The organism is Pseudomonas sp. R4-39-08 (assembly GCF_003852275.1).
GTDB lineage: Bacteria > Pseudomonadota > Gammaproteobacteria > Pseudomonadales > Pseudomonadaceae > Aquipseudomonas.
In genome coordinates this window covers 2,002,615-2,026,126 of the sequence record NZ_CP027733.1, presented here as the reverse complement: position 1 = coordinate 2,026,126, position 23,512 = coordinate 2,002,615, and the positions used below count along the sequence as shown (strand labels likewise).

The 23,512-nt window shown below is 60.1% G+C and carries 17 protein-coding genes and 3 pseudogenes; 7 read left to right on the top strand and 13 right to left on the bottom strand.

Translation table 11 applies throughout. The features are described 5' to 3' along the window. Positions 1-10 precede the first annotated feature (10 nt). Both C4J88_RS28025 and C4J88_RS09320 read right to left on the bottom strand, forming a co-directional pair. Positions 11-832, bottom strand: a pseudogene (locus C4J88_RS28025) (cache domain-containing protein); the annotation flags it as partial. A gap of 173 nt (positions 833-1,005) precedes the next feature. Further along, complete coding sequence (locus tag C4J88_RS09320) at positions 1,006-2,325, bottom strand: Na+/H+ antiporter family protein (protein WP_164484581.1); 1,320 nt, start codon at positions 2,323-2,325, stop codon at positions 1,006-1,008. A gap of 213 nt (positions 2,326-2,538) precedes the next feature. Between C4J88_RS09320 and C4J88_RS28020 the strand changes: the two are divergent. Then, positions 2,539-3,855: pseudogene (locus C4J88_RS28020) on the top strand (HAMP domain-containing protein); the annotation flags it as partial. 102 nt (positions 3,856-3,957) lie between these two features. Beyond that, positions 3,958-4,713 (top strand): methyl-accepting chemotaxis protein, encoded by a 756-nt coding sequence (locus tag C4J88_RS28015; protein WP_372237494.1) that lies wholly within the window; start codon positions 3,958-3,960, stop codon positions 4,711-4,713. 659 nt (positions 4,714-5,372) lie between these two features. On the opposite strand, the gene C4J88_RS09310 is transcribed toward C4J88_RS28015, so the two are convergent. The 4 genes from C4J88_RS09310 to C4J88_RS09295 are packed head-to-tail and all read right to left on the bottom strand — an operon-like array spanning position 5,373 to position 7,964. Next, positions 5,373-6,686, bottom strand: a complete 1,314-nt coding sequence (locus C4J88_RS09310) for a sensor histidine kinase (RefSeq protein ID WP_124406807.1) — start codon at positions 6,684-6,686, stop codon at positions 5,373-5,375. Further along, complete coding sequence (locus tag C4J88_RS09305; RefSeq protein WP_124370264.1) at positions 6,683-7,351, bottom strand: response regulator transcription factor; 669 nt, start codon at positions 7,349-7,351, stop codon at positions 6,683-6,685. The genes C4J88_RS09310 and C4J88_RS09305 overlap by 4 nt, the downstream gene beginning before the upstream one ends. Beyond that, positions 7,351-7,662, bottom strand: coding sequence for a PepSY domain-containing protein (locus tag C4J88_RS09300; RefSeq protein ID WP_124362103.1), 312 nt, complete (start codon positions 7,660-7,662; stop codon positions 7,351-7,353). Before C4J88_RS09300 ends, C4J88_RS09305 begins: the two co-directional genes overlap by 1 nt. Continuing rightward, complete coding sequence (locus C4J88_RS09295; RefSeq protein ID WP_124362102.1) at positions 7,662-7,964, bottom strand: PepSY domain-containing protein; 303 nt, start codon at positions 7,962-7,964, stop codon at positions 7,662-7,664. Before C4J88_RS09295 ends, C4J88_RS09300 begins: the two co-directional genes overlap by 1 nt. Positions 7,965-8,147: 183 nt before the next feature. Here C4J88_RS09295 and C4J88_RS09290 point away from each other — a divergent pair, with 183 nt between their 5' ends. The 4 genes from C4J88_RS09290 (at position 8,148) to codA (ending at position 12,468) form a co-directional block, all read left to right on the top strand. Further along, positions 8,148-9,227: a patatin-like phospholipase family protein gene (locus C4J88_RS09290; RefSeq protein WP_124406806.1), complete on the top strand. Its 1,080-nt coding sequence runs from the start codon at positions 8,148-8,150 to the stop codon at positions 9,225-9,227. 76 nt (positions 9,228-9,303) lie between these two features. Beyond that, positions 9,304-9,660 (top strand): 6-carboxytetrahydropterin synthase QueD, encoded by a 357-nt coding sequence (gene queD / locus C4J88_RS09285; protein WP_017736453.1) that lies wholly within the window; start codon positions 9,304-9,306, stop codon positions 9,658-9,660. A gap of 238 nt (positions 9,661-9,898) precedes the next feature. After that, a complete protein-coding gene (gene codB, locus C4J88_RS09280; RefSeq protein WP_124406805.1) occupies positions 9,899-11,167 on the top strand; it encodes a cytosine permease in 1,269 nt (422 codons plus the stop codon). Between the two features lie 65 nt (positions 11,168-11,232). Further along, positions 11,233-12,468: a cytosine deaminase gene (gene codA, locus C4J88_RS09275; RefSeq protein ID WP_124366529.1), complete on the top strand. Its 1,236-nt coding sequence runs from the start codon at positions 11,233-11,235 to the stop codon at positions 12,466-12,468. Between the two features lie 9 nt (positions 12,469-12,477). On the opposite strand, the gene C4J88_RS09270 is transcribed toward codA, so the two are convergent. The 5 genes and pseudogenes from C4J88_RS09270 to C4J88_RS09250 all read right to left on the bottom strand — a co-directional run bounded on the left by C4J88_RS09270 (position 12,478) and on the right by C4J88_RS09250 (position 19,534). After that, on the bottom strand, positions 12,478-14,616 hold the full coding sequence (locus C4J88_RS09270; RefSeq protein ID WP_124406804.1) for a lipase family protein: 2,139 nt from the start codon (positions 14,614-14,616) through the stop codon (positions 12,478-12,480). Positions 14,617-14,631: 15 nt separating this feature from the next. Then, a complete protein-coding gene (locus tag C4J88_RS09265) occupies positions 14,632-15,411 on the bottom strand; it encodes a hypothetical protein (RefSeq protein WP_124406803.1) in 780 nt (259 codons plus the stop codon). Continuing rightward, the gene (locus tag C4J88_RS09260; protein WP_124408604.1) at positions 15,404-16,240 is read right to left on the bottom strand and encodes a DUF4123 domain-containing protein; all 837 of its coding nucleotides are present in this window, start codon (positions 16,238-16,240) and stop codon (positions 15,404-15,406) included. Before C4J88_RS09260 ends, C4J88_RS09265 begins: the two co-directional genes overlap by 8 nt. Further along, a pseudogene (gene tssI, locus C4J88_RS09255) lies at positions 16,240-18,257 on the bottom strand (type VI secretion system tip protein TssI/VgrG). The gene C4J88_RS09260 and the pseudogene tssI overlap by 1 nt, the downstream one beginning before the upstream one ends. A gap of 293 nt (positions 18,258-18,550) precedes the next feature. After that, a complete protein-coding gene (locus C4J88_RS09250) occupies positions 18,551-19,534 on the bottom strand; it encodes a diaminopimelate epimerase (protein ID WP_124406802.1) in 984 nt (327 codons plus the stop codon). 228 nt (positions 19,535-19,762) lie between these two features. Here C4J88_RS09250 and C4J88_RS09245 point away from each other — a divergent pair, with 228 nt between their 5' ends. Next, on the top strand, positions 19,763-20,914 hold the full coding sequence (locus C4J88_RS09245) for an MFS transporter (protein ID WP_124406801.1): 1,152 nt from the start codon (positions 19,763-19,765) through the stop codon (positions 20,912-20,914). A 55-nt stretch (positions 20,915-20,969) separates the two neighbouring features. On the opposite strand, the gene C4J88_RS09240 is transcribed toward C4J88_RS09245, so the two are convergent. Further along, a complete protein-coding gene (locus C4J88_RS09240; RefSeq protein ID WP_256659105.1) occupies positions 20,970-21,914 on the bottom strand; it encodes a hypothetical protein in 945 nt (314 codons plus the stop codon). Positions 21,915-22,524: 610 nt separating this feature from the next. Continuing rightward, complete coding sequence (locus tag C4J88_RS27670; RefSeq protein WP_256659104.1) at positions 22,525-23,322, bottom strand: hypothetical protein; 798 nt, start codon at positions 23,320-23,322, stop codon at positions 22,525-22,527. Between the last annotated feature and the right edge of the window lie 190 nt (positions 23,323-23,512).

Here is a 23,512-nt window from a genome sequence, read left to right as displayed (position 1 = left end):
GGATCTTGTCGACAAACCGATTGAACGCGCCGGCCAGGTCGCCGAGCTCATCCTGGCTGGTAATGGCCAGGCGGCGTGTCAGGTCACCTTCACCGGCGGCGATATCGTCCAGGTTGGCCTTCATCAGGCTCAGTGGGCGCAGGATCGTGTTGGCCACCAGCAGGCCGACGGCGGCAATCACCAGCAATACCACGACCGCCAGACCGAGAATGCTCAACAGTACGCCTTCCATGCGTTTCTCTACCTTGGCCTCGACCACCGCAACCTGAGCATCGATGCCATCCAGGTTGACCGAGGTACCGATGACCATGTCCCACTTGGGCAGGTATTCGGTATAGCCGAGCTTGGGCACCAGCTCGGTCTGGCCGGGCTGGGTCGAACTGTATTGCAGGTAGTGGGTACCGTCCTTGCCGACTTTGACCAGGTCGCGGTTGACGTAGACGCCGTTGGGGTCGCGGTTGTCCTTGAAACTCTTGCCCACGCCGTCCGGGCTGTTGCCCTTGAACAGGCGAATGGTCTCGGAATCGTAGCCGAAGAAATAACCGTCCTTGCCGTAGCTGGTGTTGGACAGCAATTTGACCACCTGCGCCCGCGCTGCCGTATCACCGGGGGCGGCCACGTCGTAGAACGGCTTGATGGTGGTCAGGGCCACCTCGACATAACTGTGCAGCGTGGCCTTGGCGTCATTGAGCAGACGTTGGCGGGTTTCATCCACTTCGTTGCGCGCCTGGCCCTGAAGTATCCACACGGTGGTCAGGCTGATCACCAGGGCGAACAGCAACACCGGCACTATGGCAAGGGTCAGGACTTTGGCCTTGAGGCTCAGACGCATGGCTTTTCTCTCTTGTTAGGGGCGACTTGAGAGGTTAGCGGCCAAACGTCAATTTTCTAGAGCACTCTCTTGTGGCGAGGGAGCTTGCTCCCGCTCGGGTGCGCAGCGCCCGCCAGCTTTTGGGGCCGCTTCGCAGCCCAGCGGGAGCAAGCTCCCTCGCCACGATGGACGCCTCAGAGCGTCATCGCTGCCAGCCAGCCAAACGCCAGCAGCGGCAGGTTGTAGTGCAGGAAGGTCGGCACCACGGTGTCCCAGATATGATGGTGCTGGCCGTCGATATTCAGGCCGGAGGTCGGCCCGAGGGTGGAGTCTGACGCCGGTGAACCGGCGTCGCCCAAGGCCCCGGCGGTGCCGACGATACATACGATCGCCAGCGGGCTGAAACCCAGTTGCACGCACAACGGCACAAAAATCGCGGCCAGGATCGGCACCGTGGAAAACGACGAACCGATGCCCATGGTCACCAACAGCCCCACCAACAGCATCAACAGCGCCCCTACCCCACGGCTATGGCCGATGAACGCCGCCGAGGCCTCCACCAGCGAGCGCACATCACCGGTGGCCTTGAGCACTTCGGCAAAGCCCGACGAGGCGATCATGATGAAGCCGATCATCGCCATCATCTTCATGCCTTCGGTGAACAGGTCATCGGTGTCGCGCCAGCGCACGATGCCCGACACCGAGAAAATCAGGAACCCGGCCAGCGCGCCGATGATCATCGAGTCCAGCCACAGCTGAATGATGAACGCCGAAGCAATCGCCAGGCCGGCGACCAGCAGGGTCAACGGGTTGTACTGCACCGCCACCTGCTCGACACGCTCGATTTTCTCAAGGTCGTACACGCGCTTTTTGCGGTAGCTGATAAACACCGCCACCAGCAGGCCGACCACCATGCCCAGCGCGGGCAGGCTCATGGCGTGGGTTACGTTGACCTGGCTGATGTCCACGCCGCTCTTGGCCACGTTGGCCAGCAGGATCTGGTTGAGGAAGATATTGCCGAAGCCCACCGGCAGGAACATGTAGGGCGTGATCAAGCCGAACGTCATGACGCAAGCGATCAGGCGGCGATCCAGTTGCAGTTTGGTCAATACATATAACAGCGGCGGCACCAGCAGCGGGATGAACGCGATGTGGATCGGCAGGATGTTCTGCGAAGCAATCGCCACCGCCCACAACAGGCCGATCAACAGCCATTTGACGTGATTGCCGCCGCTGGCTTCCTGGCGATCGACCAACAACAGCGCTTTGTCCGCTAGGGCATGGGCCAGGCCGGATTTGGCAATCGCCACCGCGAAAGCGCCGAGTAATGCGTAGGACAAAGCCACCGTCGCACCGCCGCCCAAACCGCTGTTGAACGCTTTGAGCGTGGCGTCGATACCCAGGCCACCGGTCAAGCCGCCCACCAGGGCGCCCACGATGATGGCGATGACCACATGCACGCGGGACAGGCTGAGCACCAGCATGGTGCCGACCGCGGCGATAACAGCGTTAATCATGGTTACCTCAAGACAGAAACATAAAAGACAGGCATGCCCGCGCCTCAGCGGCCATTGAAGGTGCTGCCGGCGTACGGGCTCAAAGAGGTCTTATTAGAGGCCGCGCACTTTGCAGCAGCCGGGCGGCCATGTCAAAAAGCGACGCCGTTTTTAGGGTTAAATTGAATGTTTGAATAAAGAAAAAACCAGCGCAGCCGATAACAATTTTCTATGTGTATTCAGGTAAAGGATGTCCCGATGTCGCTCAGGCAGCTCTCCATTCAATGGAAAATCACCCTGCTCGCGGGCCTCTGCCTGCTGGGGATCGTGACCCTGCTGGTGGGTCTGTCGCTGTATCGCATGGCGCAGAGTTCCGAGCAGGTCAAAGCGTCCAGCATGCAGATGCTCGATGAGGCCGCCCAGGCGCGCATCGAGGCTCAAGGTGAAGTGCAGGCGCTGGGCATTCGCCAGCAGTTCATGGATGCCTATCAGTACGGCCATGGGTTTTCCCGCCAGGTGCTGTTTTTGCGCGAGCAGGCGGAAAAACGCTTTCTCGACGCCTTCGACACCCGCGAAGACCTGACCCGTCAGGTCAGGGCCGCGCTCCAGGCCAACCCCGACCTGCTTGGCTTGTCGCTGGTGTTCGAAGCCAATGCGCTGGACGGCAAGGATGAGTTGTTCGCCAACCAGGCGGAACTGGGCAGTAACGACACCGGCCGCTTCGCCCTGTACTGGTCGCAGCCGACGCCTGGCAAAATCACCTCCATGGCGCTGCCCGAAAGCGACATGAGCGACACCTCCGTCGGCCCCAGCGGCGAAAAAGCCAACGCCTGGTTCACCTGCCCGCGCACCACCCTCAAGCCGTGCGTGATCGAACCTTACTTTTATGTGATCGACGGGCAGAATGTGCTGATGACCAGTATCGTCTTTCCGCTGATAGTCAACGGCAAGGTCATTGCCTCGCTGTCGGTGGACATCAACCTCAACAGCCTGCAGGCCGTGAGCCAACAGGCCAGCCAGAAACTGTACGACGGCCAGACCCACGTCAGTATCCTCAGCCCCACCGGCTTGCTTGCCGGCTACAGCCCGGACGCCAGCAAGCTCAGCCAGCGCCTGGACCAAGTCGACACGGCCAACGGCGCAGAGTTGATCACGGCCCTGGCCAGCAGCACACAAACCCGCAGCCTGCGTAGCGATCAGCAACTCAAAGTGCTGGCGCCCTTTGCCCCGATCCCCGGCGGCAAGCCGTGGGGCGTGCTGCTGGACGTACCGAAAAAAGTCCTGGTGGCGCCGGCCGAGGCGCTCAAGGCCCAACTGGATGCCGACAATACCCAGGGCACCCTGCTGGAACTCGGGCTGGGCCTGCTGGCCGCCGTGGTCGGTCTGATCCTGGTGTGGTTGATGGCGCGCAGCGTGACCCGGCCGATCCTCGGTGTAGCGCACATGCTCCAGGACATCGCCAGCGGCGAAGGCGACCTGACCCGCCGCCTGGCCTACGACAAACAGGACGAGCTGGGCCAACTGGCGGGCTGGTTCAACCGTTTCCTCGACAAGCTGCAGCCGATCATCGCCGAGGTCAAACGCTCGGTGCAGGACGCTCGTGGCACGGCCGACCGATCCGCCGCGATTGCCAGCGAAACCAGCGCCGGCATGGAGCAGCAGTATCGCCAGGTTGACCAGGTGGCCACCGCTTCCCACGAAATGAGCGCCACCGCCCAGGACGTCGCCCGTAGCGCAGCCCAGGCAGCGCAAGCCGCCCGCGATGCCGACCAATCCACCCGCGATGGCCTGACCGTGATCGATCAGACCACCAGCAACATCGGCCTGCTGGCCGCTGACATGAGTACGGCCATGGCGCAGGTTGAAGGCCTGGCCAGCAGCAGCGAAAAAATCGGCTCGGTTCTGGAAGTGATTCGCGGCATCGCCGAGCAGACCAACCTGCTGGCGCTCAATGCCGCCATCGAGGCAGCCCGCGCCGGTGAGGCCGGCCGTGGCTTTGCCGTGGTGGCCGACGAAGTGCGCAACCTGGCACGGCGCACCCAGGAGTCGGTGGAAGAAACCCGCGTGGTGATCGAACAATTGCAAAGCGGCACTGAGGAAGTGGTCGGTGCCATGGGCAACAGCTACCGCCAGGCCCAAGGCAGCGTCGAACAGGTCGGCCAGGCCGTCACCGCGCTACGCCAGATCGGTGACGCCGTGACCGTGATCAGCGACATGAACCTGCAAATAGCCAGCGCCGCCGAAGAGCAAAGCGCGGTGGCCGAAGAGATCAACCACAACGTGGCGACGATTCGGGATGTGACTGAGTCGCTGTCGGAACAGGCCAATGAATCGGCGCGGGTGAGCCGGGCGTTGAACAGCCTGGCGAATCAGCAGCAGGGGTTGATGGATCAGTTCAGGGTGTAACCACTCTGATCCTGGCGCAGATCCAATGTGGGAGGGCGGTGCGACGATTCGACTTGCCCCCGATGACGGCCTGACAGCCGACCAGGATGTTGGATCTGAGCGAGTACATATCCGTTGCTGCGGTAACGGCTGCTATGGGTTCCGCCCTTACGGCGTCTCACTTTTGAAAAGCAAAAGTAAGCAAAACGCTCTTGCCCCACCACTCGGCACCTCGCTTAGGCTCGGTGTGCCCGTAATCCGACATTGATTTGGGGGGCCGCCGCCACGCGCCATCCATGGCGCGGGGCGGCTAAACCGGCATCCCTGCCGGTTTACCCCCCAAATCACTGTCGAATTGCGGCCAGCGTGGTTTAACGGGGCGCCTAGATCAAAAGCAAGATCAAGAGCGACTCGCTTCGCATCGTGGTTACCGTAGGCTGATGCTAGTTGTGTAGATACCTATGGCCATCGGGGGCAAGCCCTAATGCCAGTCAGTTAAGAAGTAGCAGGAGCGAGAATTAACTTGTGGCGAGGGAGCTTGCTCCCGCTGGGGCGCGAAGCGGCCCCAAACAATGGGACTGCTGCGCAGTCCAGCGGGAGCAAGCTCCCTCGCCACAGGTTCGGTGTCGCCTTAACTGACTGGCATTAGGGCAAGCCCCCCCCACATTTTTAAATCGGCACTACCGCCTGGGCAATTCGATCAACGCTTTGAGCCCGCCCAACTCGCTTTCCTGCAACTGCAACGTCCCGCCCCACACCTCGACGATATCGCGCACGATGCCCAGCCCCAGACCGTGGCCGTCGACCTGCTCATCCAGGCGTGCGCCACGGCTGAACACTTGGTCACGCTGGGTCTCGGGAATGCCGGGGCCATCGTCTTCGACGGCCAGCAGGTAGCTGTGCGGCGTCTCACTCACGCTCAGTCGTACTTCGGCATCCGCCCATTTGCAGGCGTTGTCCAGCAGGTTGCCGAGCAACTCGAGCAAATCTTCACGGTCCCAGGGCAGTTGCAGGCCGGGGGCGACGTGGTAGCGCAGGTCCAGGTGTTCGCCGTGGATCATGTTCAGGGTGGCCAACAGCCCCGGCAGTTCTTTTTCACAGTCGAACAACGCCCCCGGCAGGGTTTCGCCAGCCAGGCGCGCGCGATTGAGCTCGCGGTTGAGGCGCTGCTGCACCTGCTCAAGCTGATCGCGCAACAACTTGCTCAACTGCGGCTGATCCCTGAGTGCCTCGCTCGACGCCGCACTCAACATCACCGCCAATGGGGTTTTCAGCGCGTGCCCCAGGTTGCCCAGGGCATTGCGCGAGCGCTTGAGGCTGTCTTCGGTGTGTGCCAGCAAATGGTTGATCTGCGCCACCAGCGGCTCCAGCTCCAGCGGCACCTGGGTGTCCAGTTGCGAACGCTGGCCCTGCTGCAACTGAGCAATCTGATTGCGCGCAGTTTCCAACGGGCGCAAGGCGCGGCGCACGGTGATCCGTTGCAATACCAGCACCACCAGCAATGCCGCCAGCCCCAGTACCAGGCCGATCTGGCGCATCAGGCGAAAGCTTTCCCGTACCGGCGTGTAGTCCTGCGCCACGCTGATGGAGATCGGCAGGCCGAAGCGTTTGTAGTCGGAGCGCAATACCAGCAGTTTCTGGCCTTCAGGCCCCAGTTGCAGGTTGCCCTTGAGTCCGGCCTCGGGGAGCGTCGGCAGTTCCTGGTCCCACAAGGAGCGGGAGCGCCAGTGAGTTTCGGCAAAATCGATGCGGAAGTAATGCCCCGAGAAGGGGCGTTGATAGGCGGGCGACAGGCGATGCTCATCCAACTGTACGCCGTTGGGCCCGCGCACCAGCGCCACCAGCAGGTTTTCGCTGTCGTTGCGCAGGCCGGCCTCCAGATAACGCTGCAAACCGGCTTCGAACAGCCACAGGCTGGTTTGCGCCAGCACCACGCCGACGATCACCAGCACGCTGATCAATCCCAGGCTCAAGCGCCGCTGGATCGATTTCATGCAGGGCTGGCGCCAAACCGGTAACCCTGGCCGCGCCGGGTTTCGATCACGCTGCGCCCCAGCTTGCGGCGCAGATGATTGACGTGGACTTCCAGCACGTTGGAGTCGCGCTCGGTCTCGCCGTCATAAAGATGCTCTGCCAGATGGCTTTTCGACAGGATCTGTTCGGGGTGCAGCATGAAATAACGCAACAGGCGGAACTCGGCGGCCGTGAGCTGGATCTCGTCACCGTCGCGCAGCACGCACTGGCGGCCTTCGTCCAGGTGCAGGCCAGCGGCTTGCAGGGTCGGTTGGTTGGCATGCCCGTGAGACCTTCGTAACAGCGCCTGAATGCGCAGATGCAGTTCTTCGGGGTGAAACGGCTTGCTCAGGTAATCATCGGCGCCGGCCTTGAGCCCTTCGATACGTTCGGCCCAGGAATCACGCGCCGTCAGCACCAGCACCGGCGTAGCCAGGGCTGCCGCGCGCCACTGCGCCAGCACCTCCAGCCCCGGCAAACCCGGCAGGCCAAGGTCGAGGATAATCAGGTCATAGGGTTCGCTGCGACCCTGGTACGCCGCGTCGCGCCCATCGGCCAGCCAGTCGACCGCATAGCCTTGGCGCTGCAGGCCGGCCAGCAGCTCATCGGCCAGCGGGACGTTGTCTTCCACCAGGAGCAGGCGCATCAGTCTTCCTTATCTTTGATCAATGTACCGTTGGTTGCGTCGAGCTTGATTTCGCGCACCACGCCTTCGGTGGTCACCAGTTCCACTTCATAGGCATATTCGCCGTGCTTTTTCTCCAGCTCCGCCTCCAGCAGCCGGGCTCCAGGGTAGCGTGACATGGCCGTATGCAACAGGTCCTCCAGCGGCAGGATCACCCCCTGCTGGCGCAGCGCCAAGGCTTCATCCTGATTGAGGTCGCGAGCAGCCAGGCTTGAGCAAAAGGCCAGGAGCGCCAGCAGCACCAGACTACCGGCGCGTCGATATAGCGTCATTACGTGTCCTGATGATTCTTGAGAACGTGCCCGGTGAGCGCATCCAATTCAACGTCCCACTCAAGGCCATGGGCATCTTCCAGTTCGACCTGGTAGACGTACTTGCCGTACTCCTCGTCCAGGTCAGTGCCCAGCAAGGTGGAGCCCGGATGCAAGGCCAGGGCCGTGGCTTCAAGCTGATCGAAGGCGACAATGGTAACAGTGCCAGGCAATTTCAGCGGTTTGTCGGGGTCCATTGCCCAGCCCTGCGTGATCGAGGATGCAATGATACCGGCGGCGACCAGCGCTGTAAGGCGCTTCATGATGAGTCTCCGTTTCAGGATGTTTTTCCTACACCTGATCACGGTACGCGCGGCAACTTAACTGAAACTGAATTGCCACCATGGCAATTTCGCTTCGATCTCCCACGCCATACTGTTTACTCTGGATACAACCATTATCGTTAACGTTTTTCGCGAGCACCCTCGCCCCTGCCCGAGACGTGTATGACCGCCATTCACATCAAATTCCCCGCGCTGACGCTCAAGGCCGGCACGCGCGCCTTCGCCCGTATTCGTGAGCAAGGCCTTGCGCCTGCTGACGTAGGCATCCTTCCCGGCGCGGCCGGCGGACCCAAGGCCCTGGGCATTCAGGGCCTTGACCTGGCGCTGTTCGGCGACTGGCTGGCGCGTGCGCCTCGGGAGCGCGCGCTGATCGGTGCGTCCATCGGTTCCTGGCGATTTGCCAGCGCTTGCCTGCCCGACCCGGTGCAAGGCTTGCTCGACCTGGGCCGCCTGTATAACGAACAGCGTTTTGCCAAAGGCGTGACCATGACCGAAGTCAGCCAGAGCTGCGAGCGTATGCTCGACGACCTGCTGGCTGGCCGCGATGCACAGGTGCTGGACAACCCCGACTACCGCCTGAACATCATGGTGGTGAAAAGCCACGGCTTGCTCGCCGATGACCACCGAGGCCGGCTGGGCCTGGGCCTCTCCTCGGTGATCGCCGATAACCTGCGCGGCCGTGCACGGTTGTCGCGGCATTTCGAACGCCTGATCGTCCACGACCCCCGCCAGGCGCCCCCGGTGCACCCGCTGAAGGATTTTCCGTCGCGCTTCCTTGCACTGGAAATGGCCAACCTGCGCCAGGCGCTGCTGGCGTCCGGCTCGATTCCCATGGTGATGCAGGGCGTACGCGACTTGCCCGGTGCGGGCGCCGGAACCTACCGCGACGGCGGCTTGTTGGACTACCACCTCGACCTGCCCTACTGCGGCGACGATATCGTGTTGTACCCGCACTTTACCGACCGGGTCATTCCCGGCTGGTTCGACAAAGGCCTGCCATGGCGGCGCAGCAATCCACAGGGTTTGCAGAATGTCTTGCTGCTGGCACCGTCCAGGGACTACCTGGCCCGTCTGCCTCACGGCAAATTGCCGGACCGTAGCGACTTCAAGCGCTTCATGGGCGACGACAAAAGTCGCAACAAATACTGGCAGACGGCAATGAGCGAGAGTCGGCGGTTGGGCGACGAGTTTCTGCAGCTGGCGGACAACGGTGGACTGGGCGAGCGTTTGCAAGCACTTTGACCCAGCGGTATGCGCGGCGACGGGTCAAGCTGTTAAACTCGCCGCCTGCCAGATACCTGACCGAGCTGAAAATACCGTGGAAATCTTCAAAGAGTTTACGTTCGAATCCGCCCACCGCCTGCCCCACGTCCCCGACGGCCATAAATGCGGACGCCTGCACGGGCATTCGTTCAAGGTGGCGATCCACTTGAGCGGCGACCTGGATCCCCATACCGGCTGGATTCGCGACTTCTCGGAAATCAAGGCGATTTTCAAGCCGCTCTACGAGCGTCTCGACCACAACTACCTCAACGACATCCCCGGCCTGGAAAACCCCACCAGCGAAGTGCTGGCCAAGTGGATCTGGACTGAATTGAAACCCTTGCTGCCGGAACTCAGCGCGATTCGCATCCATGAGACGTGCACCAGCGGATGTATCTATCGCGGCGAGTAAGCCCTGGACTGTTGGAAAAACCACCTGCGCGTGGTTTTTTTACGCCTGCCATCCACTGATCCAATTTGTATCACGGCTGCACCGCTTTCGCGCTTGATGGGCCAGCAGTTCCCCTTGCGCTGGCGACTTCCCTGCGTTTGGCTATAACTACCGGGCGCCCCAGGGTGCATGCACCCGCGCCGCCGTTTTGGCACGCACGGTGCAACAGGCCTGCGTCATTATCCAGGGAGCAAGGCACATGACCCAGCAAGAATCCGGTAACGATTACCCGCTCAGCGAAGTGCCCCTGCATGCGCGCAAGGGCCTGGCCTCCACGGCCATGGTGCTGCTGGGGTTCACGTTTTTTACGGCGACCATGTTTGCCGGCGGCAAGTTGGGGGTGGCGTTCAGCTTTACCGACATGCTCGGCGTTGTGGCCCTGGGTAACCTGCTGCTGGGTATCTACGCCGCGGGCCTGGGCTACATCGCCTTCAGAAGTGGTTTGAACTCGGTATTGATGGGGCGTTTCTGCTTTGGTGAAATCGGCAGCAAGCTCAGTGACCTGATCCTCGGTTTCACCCAGATTGGCTGGTATGCCTGGGGCACCGCCACGGCCGCCGTGGTACTGGGCAAGTATTTCGAGCTGAGCCAGGGCAGCGTGCTGGCATTGATGGTGGTGTTTGGCCTGGTGTTCTGTGCCACGGCATACGTGGGGTATCGCGGGCTGGAAATCCTGTCTTACATCGCGGTGCCCGCCATGGGCATTTTGCTGGTGCTGTCGATGTGGGTCGCGACTGTAAAGGTTGGCGGGCTGGACGGCCTGCTGGCGGTGGTGCCGACCGCCGAGCTGGACCTGTCCACCGCGATCACCCTGGTGTTCGGCACCTTTGTCAGCGGCGCGACCCAGGCCACCAACTGGACGCGGTTTTCTCGCTCGGCCAAGGTCGCGGTACTGGCCAGCCTGATCGGCTTTTTTATCGGCAACGGCTTGATGGTGTTGATCGGAGCCTATGGCGCCATCGTTTATCAGCAGCCGGACGTAGTGGAAGTCTTGCTGCTGCAGGGTTTCGCCATGGCGGCGATGGCCATGCTGCTGCTCAATATCTGGAGCACTCAGGACAACACCATCTACAACTTCGCCGTCGCCGGCTGCAACCTGCTGCGCACCCAGCGGCGCAAAACCGTGACCCTGGCCGGTGCAGTGATCGGCACCCTGCTCGCCTTGCTGGGCATGTACGACATGCTCGTGCCGTACCTGATTCTGTTGGGCACGGTGATCCCGCCGATTGGCGGGGTGATCATGGCAGACTTCTTCTACCGTTATCGCGGCCAGTACCCACGCCTGGCGGATGCCCGCCTGCCCGCGTTCAATTGGCCCGGACTGGCGGGGTACGCGGTGGGCACGCTGTTGGCGTTCAACTCACCCTGGGTTGCACCGCTGGTGGGGATCGCTGCCGCGTCGCTCACCTACATGCTGCTCATCGCTTTACTGCGCGTGCGCGAACCTCTGGCAGACGCCCCGGCATGAGCCTGACCACTGCCAATGGTAACCTGATGGCCGCCTGATTGAATTTAGCCAAGAGGAACTTGCCCATGCACATCATCAATGCCCGCCTGCGCAACCGTGAAGGCCTGCATGATCTGCACCTGGAACATGGCCGGATCGCCAGCATCACTGCACAAACAAGCATACCGACCTTAATGACTGGCGACCTGGATGCCGCCGGCAATCTGGTGATCCCGCCCTTCGTCGAACCGCACATTCACCTGGATGCCACTCTCACCGCCGGCGAACCACGCTGGAACATGAGTGGCACCCTGTTCGAAGGCATCGAATGCTGGGGGGAACGCAAAGCCACCATCACGGAGGAGGACACCAAAACCCGCGCCAAAAAAACCATCCAGGCCCTCGCCGCCCACGGTATCCAGCATGTGCGCACCCACGTCGACGTGACCGACCCGGACCTCACCGCGCTCAAAGCCATGCTGCAAGTGCGCGAAGAAAGCTCGCACCTGATCGACCTGCAAATCGTTGCCTTTCCCCAGGAAGGCATCGAGTCTTTCCGCAATGGCCGTGAGTTGATGGAAGAAGCCATTCGCCTAGGTGCCGACGTCATCGGCGGCATCCCCCACTTCGAGTACACCCGCGATCAAGGGGTGAGTTCGGTGAAGTTCCTCATGGACCTGGCCGAACGCACCGGCTGCCTGGTGGATGTCCACTGCGACGAAACCGACGACCCGCACTCACGCTTTCTCGAAGTGCTGGCCGAGGAAGCACGCAGCCGCGACATGGGCGCTCGCGTCACCGCCAGCCACACCACCGCCATGGGCTCCTACGACAACGCCTACTGCGCCAAACTGTTTCGCCTGCTGGGTCACTCCGGCATCAGCTTCGTCTCCTGCCCCACCGAAAGTATCCACTTGCAAGGCCGCTTTGACAGCTTCCCCAAACGCCGGGGGGTCACACGCGTTAACGAACTGCTCGAAGCTGGCATGAACGTATGTTTCGGCCAGGACTCCATCGTCGACCCCTGGTACCCCTTGGGCAACGGCAACATCCTGCGCGTATTGGAAGCCGGCTTGCACATCTGCCATATGCTCGGCTACCGCAACCTGCAGAACGCCCTGGACCTGGTCACCGACAACAGCGCCAAGGCCATGGCCCTGGGCGACCGGTACGGCCTGGAACCCGGTCGACCGGCCAACCTACTGGTGCTCTCGGCAGACAGTGACTATGAGGTGATTCGCAGCCAGGGCCTGCCGTTGTATTCGATCCGCAACGGCAAGGTGCTGATGAAACGTCAGCCGGCGCAGGTGGAGTTTGTGTAATGCACTGAGCTAGACGATCGCGTCGATGTCCAGTATTTGCGCTTTTCCCCGGTCGCTGTGGAGGGGTGACGGAACACTGGCTACCTGGGACAAGGCGCAGTTTTCCCGGTGAGTGAACCAGCGTTTGAGACCCAGTTGCAGGTTGGCGCCGTGGGCATGGCTACCGTACACATCGCGCGCATCGAGGCGGCGCCAGCGCAGGCTGGCCAGGCGCTCGCGACTAGTGTGCAAACGGTCGATCTCGGCGTTCAAGGCATCGTTATGCTCATGGCTACGGTCATTGGCCGGACGCAATCGGGCAAGCTCGCGGCGTTTGGCCCTCAACTGCTCGCGCATGTCTTCGAGCGCGCTATCCACCAGCTCGAATTCCCTCGCGGTCACCAGAGGCCCCTGACTCTCCAGGGTTTGCTGCCAGCGCCGTAATGTCGCCCAGGCTGCAGGAATATAGCTGGCGGTCATGAAGTGCTGGTTGGCCTGGAACAGTTGCCGCAACAGGTTGTCGCGGTCAGGCATGTCGCCGTGTAACTGCAACGCTCGATTACAACCAGCCTCCTGGATCGACTCACAGCCAGGTTTCCACAACACCGAAGCGTGCGTGCCATCGGCAAGCCTAATCGGCATGAAGTGCTGCTGTTCACCGTGGTGCTGGTAGGCACTCCCACCGACGCGTACCAAGCCAGCGGCAAACAACAAGCCGCCGGCGGTGGGGGCACTGAATAAGGTGACGGCGCCTGGCACCCAGAGTTTGGCAGTGGTGTTCATCCACGGCGCCGGCACACTGGGGACGGGATCATTGTGGTTGACGATTCGGTGATGGACCAGGGCGCGGGCGCCTGCGGTGAATTCGGAATCGGCGGCGCGGGGCGCACCGTAGGTGTAGAGCAGGGTGTTGTAGCTGGCGTCCGGGATGCGGCGCAGCCCTTCAGCGAGTAGCAAGGCAATCGCGCCGCCGAGGCTGTGGCCGCAGATGACCACGCGTTGATCAATGTGGTATCGCGAAAGGTAATCCAGGACAAAATGATACAGGGCCTTAAATCCTTGGTAAAAACCTCGATGAGCTTTACCTGCACCTTCGACGAAAGGGACTTGATGAGCATCTGCATCCCGCAAAGCATCTGTGCCACTGGCCGTACCACGCACAGCTATAAGTACAACCTCATCGTGATGACAGATGAAAGCTTGAGTGTCAGTGCCGGATTCAACGTCGTTAAAAAAATGTATACGCTCCGGATGCTCACCAGGCGGTTGATTGCGCTCATACAAAAGAGGATCAAAGGGCAAAATCTCAAAGCGACGGGAGTAGGCGACGTCTTCATACAATGGATAAAACCGCTGCACTTGTTCTGAGTCGAACTTCCAAGCCTCCCGATAACACGACAATTGCTCTACAAACACGTTTCCTATACTAGGATTCAGCGGGAAACTGACCGTATCCCCACCTCCCGTTGGAGGATCCTGGCCAAATTCGCAGTAACTCAATGTAGCCATAAGCGCCAGCTGGTAAAGGTTCAATGCACAAAACTGATCATCCGTGGAAATGATCGGCCGTAGCGCTCGTAGAGGACGTATCTCCAATGCCGTAAATTGGTTCGGCAATAGCGCCAACCCCTTGAATAAGGATTCCGGAGGACCGAACCCCAGGTCCGCCATCAGCCTGAGCGTATTGTGCGTGGGACGGCGAGCTTCAGACGACGGCGGAGGTAAGTGGGCTTTGTACCGAACCAGATCGCTTACCTCCACCTGATGAAAACGATCTGCTTTTTGCCGTGCCGGGTTATTTTCGACACGCTGACCATCCTTGTTCTGAAAACATGTTTGCTCTGCGCGTACTTGAAGCTCCGTAATGGGTAACGCGTAATTAGGCCGCGACATAAGCCGGCGGTAAGGCGCGTCCCCTCCCGAATAAGGCTCGTCCATCAAAAGGATTACCGGGCCACAATAAATACCCTCTAGCTTGGCAAACCCGCTCCCATCCAAACGCCCTTTATATTGCTGCCCTGCACTGTCCAGGAGAGTGTAAGGCAGGCCGCCATAGGCCTTGCCGTTCCCCGTTTCATCTACCAGGCAAAAGGACAACCAATCGCCGTGCAACGGGCAGGCAGGCATCCTGTCGTTAAAAAACTGTCGCGTCCATGCATTCTGTTTCATGAGGTTTCTCCATTATTAATTACACGCTGGATAAACGTCGCATAGGCGGCCATCTGGCATTTTGAAACGCTTGAAGTCGACTATATTCCCGCGACAAAACGCGAATAGATCCTCCTCGCTTTCGCCCCTGCAACGCCTCCAGCCACCCGCAACCTTTACCCAGTTATCAGCCACAGCCGGTTCTTCTTCCTCTGTAAATGCCAATACCATTCTTAACGTCTTCCCGGACAATCCGTCACGGTGCACATGCCCGCCAGGCCGGGCCCTCTTGAGTTTTCCAGCAGCATCCAGTGATTTGCACCAAAGGATTTTAAGAATGGCGTGCTTAGGGCCAGCGGTACGAAACAACCACTGGCATCGCCCAGGAAGCTCCTGGACTCCCGTCTCAGGCATCAAAGGCATTCCAGGTTCCCAGCTATCGTGGAAATAGATGACGGCATAATCCCTTCCGATGTCCGACCAACGCTGCCCCCAACTGGCATTAATTGCGAAAACGAGGCGGCGCAATACTAAAGGGCAGCCATTTACTTGCTCCGTGAATGGCACTTCAAAACTGACCCTGTTGGCGACGGGTTTGCTGGCAGCCTTGAATATTTTGAGCTCAGGACGCCTGCCATTTCTTCCAGGCAGTTTGCAGACTTCGCCTGATGCGGGTGCATATGAAGCGTCCCCTACCACGGCAAACCCCGCCGGCAAATCCACCTCCAGCGTAAAGCTATCCGTCGCCTTCCCCGCACACCCCGTAAGCCACATCATTCCAACAGCCAGCAATGCACGTCCCATCCACCTACTCATCCTTGAGCGCCTCCTTGCGCCACTGCTCCAGCACACGCTCAAAATGCTGTCCCGGTGCCTCCCCCTCCAACGGCTGCCACCGAATGGCACTGCCCCGAGTCGCCTCTTCCAACCGGCCCACCACCAGAAACTCAAGTTGCTCAGGCGAACGCCATTGCCAGCTTCGGGCCTGCTCCAATACTTGGGCCAGCCAGATCCTGGGGTCGTGAAACTCCACCAGAGCAGCCAGGTCTTCACTGTGCTCGACCAGCAGGTAGCGCAGGATATTGGCCTGCAGAATGGTCGCGGCCTGAGGGTTGGGCGCCTGCAACCAGGGCGCGGGATCGGGCACCGGATACTCGCCCGGCGCGGGATTGTCGCGGCTGCACCAGCGGCCTTCATGCCAGTAACACACGCTGGTCAGCGGGCCCAGGTAGATGGGCCATTGCTCTGCCGGCAGATATGCAAGGGCACGGGCCAGGGTGCGGTTGTCGTGGAAACGGTACAGGGCCTTTTTGCCTTCTGGCCCGACCAGTAGTCGCTCCCGCCAATGTCGGGTCACAGCGACCAGGTCGTCGCTGGGTAAACTGCCCAGCCACCCCCGGTTTGCCTCCGGGTTTTGCAGATGATTGGCCAGCGCAGGCTCCCTTATCTGCTCCAATATCAGGATCACGGGGCCCTTGCTCGCCAGTTCGGCTGCCGCTGTTTCTCCATAGAGCGGGCAATACTGCGAGGGGTCGCGAGCCGCCATCAGCGACTGGCAGTTCTCATTATTTGCTTCGAGCATGAGGCATAAACGACGCCCCGCCTGTTGCTGCTGCGCCATCCATTGATAAGGCACGTCTTGCATCATGCGGCCCTCCCGGCGAAATCGCATTGACCTTCGCGACAACGCTCGCATACGGGGCAAAAATCCGCGTCCAGTTGGCGGGCCATGTCCATGATGAGGCCTTGCACAACGGAAGCCTCGGGAGCGCCCGCAACAGAGGAAGGGCTGGCCGACCGTGTAGCGGATGGCGCGCCACCGACAGTGATTGGCCGGCTGCTGAAAATCCCGCCGGCCTGAATCTGCAAATGCTCGCCGCCTGCCTTGAAACTCAACTGCGCGCCTGCATCGATGACAAGGCTGGCACCCGCCTTCAGGTGAATCTGTTGACCGGCTTCGATCACCATCACCTGTGTCACCTGGGTGTGGCTGTCGCCTTGCACGGCCAGATGGTCGTTTGCCGTCAGCGCAACACTGCGGTCTCCCGTGATGTGGCGCTGCTCTCCGCTCTCAAGACGCACCGTGCTCAAGCCTCGGATGATTTCACTGCGCTCACCAGACACTTCCAAACGGCTGTCATGGCCCACCTGCTGCTCCAGGTCACGCTGGGCTCGCAGGTAGATCAGCTCCTCGCCACGGCGGTCTTCAAGATGCAGCTCGTTGCTGCCCGCCCCCCGGGGACACTGCGACTGCGCAACACGCTGCGGGTCTGGTGCTGCGGCAGGGAATAGGCCGGCATGTGCGATGCATTGGGCAGGCAACCGTTGATCAAAGGCTGGTCCGGGTCGCCCTCCAGAAAGGTCACCAACACCTCCATGCCCACCCGTGGAATCATCATGGCGCCAAACCCGGCACCGGCCCACCCGGAGGCAACCCTTACCCAACAGCTGCTCTTGTCATCCGTCTGGTCCAGGCGATCCCAATGAAACCGCACCTTCACTCGACCATAGGCATCGCAGTGCACCTCTTCATCCGCAGGCCCTGTAACAGTCGCCGTCTGGCTGCCGTTGATGGACGGCTTGGGATGTTTGAGCTGGGGTCGATGCACCGCACGCCAGGGGGTCGCAGTGAAGCGGTTGCGATACCCGACGAAGGTGTCCGTATCGGCTGCCGCTTCCTCCAGCACCTGCGGCTGATAGCCTTCGTGACGCACCGAGGTGAGCAACCACAGGTCGTTGCAGACCGTATCCGGGTGGCCCTGCAACTCAAGAAAATGGCCACTGCGCAACAGGGGCTGGTCGCTCTTGCCTGACGCGCAATGGCGGTCGGATTGATGTCGCTCCAGGCTGCGACGCGCCAGTTGCGCCCCCCGTGCATGGCCGGTGAAACCGGCTGGGTAACGGTAGTCTTCAAGCGTCGCGTCCGGTACACCGCCGGCGGTATCCTGCAACCGCAGCGACGGGTGTTCGAAGTCATGGTCGCGGCGCACCGTTCGCCGGCTGCGGGTTTGCAGGCGTACATCGAAGCGGTGAATACCCTTCGTTGCGGCCAGCGGATCGATCGTCGAGCAGTATCGCTGCATTGGCAGGCGCTGAAATACGGTTTGATCATCCCCAAACACCAGCAGATGAGCATCGACACTATGGCGGAAGTGGTAATGGATACCCTCCTCCTCGCACAGGCGCTGGATGAAGTGCAGATCCGTTTCCGCATACTGCACGCAAAAGAGCCGAGGCGGATAAACCACCGGGCCGAGCTCGAAGGCGTAGGCATCTGCCAGAATGCCGTGCTGTTCAAGAACGCTGGCAATCATCTGCGGCACGCTACGCTGCTGGAAAACCCGCTGGTCGCGGCGATGGGCAAGGCAGGCCAGGCGGGGCGCGAGGGTAAGGTGATAACGGGTGAGCCGGGCACCCGGAGCATCGCGGCCGATGGTATAGACCAACCCGTGCAGGCCTTGCTCCGTTTCGCCCAGGTACAGATAGACCGGCTGATGAAGCAACGCCTCTAGATCCAGGTCAGGGCTTTCGCTGACGAATTTCACCTGAATGAAATACGGTTGATCAAGACACTCACTGCCTTTGAAAGCAAGTACCTGCAAGTGGGCAGTGACGCCGTGAATCATTAATTTGAAACGTGACGAAACAAACGCGTCAACCATCCATTGTTACCCGCCAATCAATAACTCGCTGATTAAAAGCTCTCCTCGTTGACTGCCGAATACTGGCCGAGAAAAAGCGCCTGAACGCCCTGAAGCTTAGCGATCTCAGGGAAAATTCGGCCCTTGGAAAATAAAAAAGAAGTTTCGTACGACGAGGTTGGAAGTATCTTTTACAAAATAAGAAATTCGTTTAATAAACAAATTATCAACAATAAGAAAATTCTTACTTCGACACTTCCAAATAGAACTATCCATTAAGGAAATAGCTGACCCACATCACCATGAAAATTTGCTTACGCCAGTGAATGCGCGGTCCCGAAAAGACTGACGCTCGACAATGTTTCAGCTTCAACCCGCAGACGTACTGGCGCCGTGCCGCCCGGCATCACCACCGCCACTTCCCCGGCGCCGACCCAACCTGCTCGCCATGCCGCACAGGCCACCGCGCTGGCGCTGGTACCCGAAGACGCAGTAGGCCCTTCGCCGCGCTCGAACACCCGCGCGATTACCTGATTACCCGACGCACGCGCGGCCCATTGCAAATTGACCCCCGCGACACAGGGACGACCGCTGCCCACAGGCGGAGCGAAGGCGATCGCTTGCAATCGCTCAAACAGTGCAGGTTGATGCATGGCGAGATAGGTGGGCAATGCCGCCATCTGCTCGACAAGTGTTACGCAATGGGGATTGCCCACCCGCACGAACTGGCTTCTATCCCATTGCGGGTCTATCGCCGCCAACGCGGCCACGTGACTGAACTCACCCTGCTGCGCCACACCGCTATCCACTCCCGCACCGGCTGCCGATGGGCCGAAACCCGGTTGCCCCAGATCCAGCCAAAAGCCCTCGACCTGCTGGTACCCCGCAGGCTCCACCCGCGTGACCATCGGGGAAACTGCATCCGCTTTATCGTGATGCACCCGCAACTCGCAGCCTTCTGACATAACGCCTTGGTCGGTCAATGCCTGGGCAAAGATGGTTAACCCGTTGCCACTGCGCTCGGCGAGGCTGCCGTCAGTATTGACGATCAATAGATCGAAAGGTGGCGCAGCCTGAAACGGCCCAACCAGCAACCCGTCGCAGCGATGAGCCTTGGCACCGGGCGCCGGCGACACCGATCCCCACCCGCATTCGGCGGCGATGGCCGATGCGCTCCATGCCTGGCGCGCACTCGCGGCGAGGTCGGCGCTGTCGGGCAGGTCAACACCCCGGCGACGTAAATAATCGGGGCTGACTACCCCATAGATATTGCCGCGCGCGTCATAGAACCGAGTCACGCTGTAAGCTGCCTGAAAAAAATCATCGGTCTGTTTGTCGGTAGCCTGAAAGAGAGAGCAACAGCGTATTACAGAACGCCCACTTCTACACACGCGACACCTTCAGGTTGGAAATACCGTCACGGGCCGCTCGCTAATCCCAAGGGAACCCGGCTCGCCCGACGAGGCCTGATGTGCAAGGATGTCACGCCGGACATCGTTCGTTGAACGCAACACCAAGGATTATTCATGACTGCCATCCCCACTTCCGCCCCCGTGGTTCCCGGGCGGCTGGAGCAAATGTCGACCCGTATCGCTTTTTTCATCGCTGGCTTCGGCATCGCGGCCTGGGCACCGCTGGTGCCGTACGCCAAGGCGCGCGCGCAACTCAACGAAGGCACACTTGGCCTGTTGCTATTGTGCCTGGGGGTAGGATCGATCCTCGCCATGCCCGTGGCCGGGGTGTTGGCGTCACGCTTTGGCTGCCGGCGTGTGTTGACCGCCGGCACGGTCTTGATTTGCCTGGCGCTGCCGATGCTGGCCACCGTCAGTTCGATTCCGCTGCTGATGGCGGGGTTGTTCCTGTTTGGCGCAGGGCTGGGCACGGTGGATTCGACGGTCAACCTGCAAGCGGTGATCGTTGAACGCGCCAGCGGGAAAACCATGATGTCGGGCTTCCACGGGTTGTTCAGCCTGGGTGGGATCGTCGGTGCGGCCGGGGTCTCCGGCTTGCTGGGGCTGGGCTTGTCGCCGCTGCAGGCAACCCTGGTGGTGATCGTCATCATGGCAGTGGCACTGCTCAAGGCCAGGCCGCATCTGCTCCCCTATGGCAGTGAAAGCTCAGGGCCGGCGTTTGCCATTCCTCATGGCGTGGTGCTGTTTATCGGCTGCTTGTGTTTCATCGTTTTCCTGGCCGAAGGCGCAGTACTGGACTGGAGCGCGGTGTTCCTCAGTGCCGAACGCGGCCTGGACGAAGCTTATGCAGGCCTCGGCTACGCGGCATTCGCCCTGACCATGACCGCCGGGCGCTTGACCGGTGACGTGATTGTGCGGCGCCTGGGCGCTACCTGGGTGATCGTGGCCGGTGGCACGTTGGCAGCGGCCGGTGTGTTCCTGGCCACGCTGTCCCCCGCCTGGGAAATGGCGCTGCTTGGGTATGCGCTGGTGGGCGCCGGCTGCTCCAATATCGTCCCGGTGCTTTATACCGCCGTGGGCAAACAGAAGGTGATGCCGGAACATATTGCCGTGCCCGCCATCACCACGCTGGGCTATGCGGGCATATTGGCCGGGCCGGCAGTGATCGGGTTCATTGCCCATGCCAGCAGCGTGGCAACCGCGTTCCTGCTGATCGGTGGGTTGCTGGCAGCGGTGGCGATCAGCGGCAAGATAGTGCGTGTATAAACGCTCGCCGGTATGAGCGGCCTGATTTGCCACCCCGCTCATACCTGCGACGCCTTCAGTTACCCTTTTCTTTCTTATCGTTTTCCAACCATCGATCGATGCTGTAGTTCTTCAGCCAGCCATCAATGTTGTGGCTCCCAAAAATGTTGGTGCCGTTCGCTTTGTTGCTGTCCAGGGAGTCGAGCAATCCTGGTCGCTCAACAATGTTCTTGGCGACGTATACCTGCTGCTCGCTGTATTTTTTCTTGGGGAACCCCGTCGCCGGGTCCCGTACGACATTACCGTTCTTGTCGGTCTCGTCAGGATCTTTGCTCATTTCGATCAGTGTGTCTGTCTTGACGTATCGGTGCTTCTCGAAAAAGAAGGTGTAGTCTTCGGATTTATCCCGCAGTTGATCAAACATGCCCCTGAACGCTTGCACGACTTGTGCATTGGTTTTCGAATGGAATGGATCCACACTTTGGGTATTGGGGTTGGTGTTGCCAACGACCAGGTCAGATGCATTGGCCAGGCTTTCAGGCGTGATTTTACCGCCGTCGACTAGAATCGCCTCGTTGAGCCTGGGGCGATTGAGTATCTCCCTGACCAACATGATGGTGCGTTCAGAGACGCTGCTTTTGTGCACGTCTTCAGCAGCAATTTGTTGCAGTCCGCTCTGGGTCAGGTGGCCGTCTTTCTTGAACTTATCCAGCATGGAAAAGTTGTTATTCAGATCTGTCGCCAGCAGGCGGTCGTCCGAACTGATATAGGGATTTCCCACATTTGACATTCCGCCATACAACCCTTGGCCGTCAAAATGCCGGCTGGCGCCATTGACCATCAAGCTGTTGGGGGCAAAACTCGAGGTCGTTCCGAGCGGCTGCTGGGTTCCCAACGCCTTGTCCACGACGCTGAGCCGCGCGTAACCACCACCGGCTGGAGCAGGCGCCTGATTCGCACCGGCAGTCCAATTCTGCAGCTGCGGTAATCCAGAGCCTGAAGTATTTATCCCGTTAGTCATGTTGATTCCCACCTTATTTAGATTGCATTACTTGGACCTCGAGTGCTCCGTCTTCAAAAGCGCTGTGACGGTCAGCGCGAGGCAAGTATCGAATATGTGGCAACCTAAAAATAATGGTTCCGGCAAGCCGCCAGCCTGCTCCCGGTAAACCTTGAACATTTGTGACCAGCCAGCGACGTCAGTGGGTTGACTGTCATTGACGGCGTGACAATTTGCTCCACAGCGCTTCGAGCAATGACACTGCTGACCGAGGCGCCGGCCCGTCCTCTACGGCTCGCGAGCCCCTGTCGAAGTCTTCAGTCGTAGGCGCCTTGAAACTGAACTTGGGTGACGACGTGAGATTGAGCCCCTTTGCTTGAGATGAGCCCAGGCCGTGTAGCGTAGTTGCCGGAGCGGGCAGGTTTGCAACAGCGTACTGGGAGTGAGATTGGCGAGGTTCAAATGATGTCGAATTCATAGGCCATTACCTGTTCCAGTAAACGAAGGCATCCATGGGTCACACCAATGGATGCTTTCTTCGTGGTAAATACTTGCAAATGGTTCCAGCATCACTACGGAGCGATTTCCTGGCCAAGTGTCTACCAACCGATGCGACGCATTGGGCCAGGTATTAGCGCAAGAGCCGATACAGGTCGTCCCGGGTGATCTTGCCATCGCGAAGGAACCCGAAGACGTTATCCATCGAGCCCTTCAACTCCGAACGCGCCATGACTTCTCGCGATAGCTGGGTAATGCTGTCGGTGGGTCCATGACCATAAAGCGGACGCGACGCAAACTTTGCGAAGGTGTTGACGTCGATGGCGTTTCTATCGGCGCTCCACCATGGCCCTTTCAACGCGTTGAAGTTATTCAAGACATTCTGGGCAAGTTGCCTGTCGTCTTGAAGCTTGAGTGGGTTCGACGAAAGAATGAATTTGCTGATGTCTTGTTTAGACAGGGATTTATCCAGAGCCCCCGTCCCATCATTTCGATCGAGGGCCTGCATCAGGCCCGGGCGCTTGAGCAGTTCCCTGGCAAGCCTGATGTTCTCGTCCACCTTCGAAAACCCGGTCAAGGGTCGACCTGCCATATTATTTATATGCTCAGGCGTGACGGTCGGTGCGTACCAGGGTTTGAACTTGTCGTATTTATTCAATAGCCCCTGGGCCAACAGCTCGTTGCTCTGTTTTCCGTAAAGAGGATCCGGCAGTGTGGGGTTGGGACGTGGGGGCGGGCCTGGATTGAAGCCTGGTTTGCGCGACTGCGCTGCGCTGTCGAAAACCGGGCCGGACTGACTCGCCGACTGCTCGAAACTCGGGCCCGCCGCGCCCGCAGCCTTGGCCACGGGGCTGGGTTGGGCGTTTGCGCGGGTCTGCGTCAGGTTGTCAGTTGATGAGGCGAACGCTTGATTGGATGCGGATACCGACATGGGGTACTCCAGTGCTGATTTAGGGCGATACCTTGCTGCCGCAGCCTTGCCAACGATGGGTGAATCGTGGCGCAGGTCTGCACCAGCAGGCCTTTGCTGTGTGGCAGAGCGATGGCAATCGGTTCCTCGACGTGTTGAAAACATCCAACTAGGGGTAGGAAGGAGGTCTTGCGTAACGAAGAGCGAATCA

Excerpts from the sequence above, each read along its gene's own strand:
- C4J88_RS28015 (WP_372237494.1), top strand. The coding sequence starts at position 3,958 with ATGGAGCAGCAGTATCGCCAGGTTGACCAGGTGGCCACCGCTTCCCAC.
- C4J88_RS09310 (WP_124406807.1), bottom strand. The coding sequence starts at position 6,686 with ATGAAATCGATCCAGCGGCGCTTGAGCCTGGGATTGATCAGCGTGCTG.
- C4J88_RS09305 (WP_124370264.1), bottom strand. The coding sequence starts at position 7,351 with ATGCGCCTGCTCCTGGTGGAAGACAACGTCCCGCTGGCCGATGAGCTG.
- C4J88_RS09300 (WP_124362103.1), bottom strand. The coding sequence starts at position 7,662 with ATGACGCTATATCGACGCGCCGGTAGTCTGGTGCTGCTGGCGCTCCTG.
- C4J88_RS09295 (WP_124362102.1), bottom strand. The coding sequence starts at position 7,964 with ATGAAGCGCCTTACAGCGCTGGTCGCCGCCGGTATCATTGCATCCTCG.
- C4J88_RS09290 (WP_124406806.1), top strand. The coding sequence starts at position 8,148 with ATGACCGCCATTCACATCAAATTCCCCGCGCTGACGCTCAAGGCCGGC.
- codB (WP_124406805.1), top strand. The coding sequence starts at position 9,899 with ATGACCCAGCAAGAATCCGGTAACGATTACCCGCTCAGCGAAGTGCCC.
- codA (WP_124366529.1), top strand. The coding sequence starts at position 11,233 with ATGCACATCATCAATGCCCGCCTGCGCAACCGTGAAGGCCTGCATGAT.
- C4J88_RS09270 (WP_124406804.1), bottom strand. The coding sequence starts at position 14,616 with ATGAAACAGAATGCATGGACGCGACAGTTTTTTAACGACAGGATGCCT.
- C4J88_RS09265 (WP_124406803.1), bottom strand. The coding sequence starts at position 15,411 with ATGAGTAGGTGGATGGGACGTGCATTGCTGGCTGTTGGAATGATGTGG.
- C4J88_RS09260 (WP_124408604.1), bottom strand. The coding sequence starts at position 16,240 with ATGCAAGACGTGCCTTATCAATGGATGGCGCAGCAGCAACAGGCGGGG.
- C4J88_RS09245 (WP_124406801.1), top strand. The coding sequence starts at position 19,763 with ATGACTGCCATCCCCACTTCCGCCCCCGTGGTTCCCGGGCGGCTGGAG.
- C4J88_RS09240 (WP_256659105.1), bottom strand. The coding sequence starts at position 21,914 with ATGACTAACGGGATAAATACTTCAGGCTCTGGATTACCGCAGCTGCAG.
- C4J88_RS27670 (WP_256659104.1), bottom strand. The coding sequence starts at position 23,322 with ATGTCGGTATCCGCATCCAATCAAGCGTTCGCCTCATCAACTGACAAC.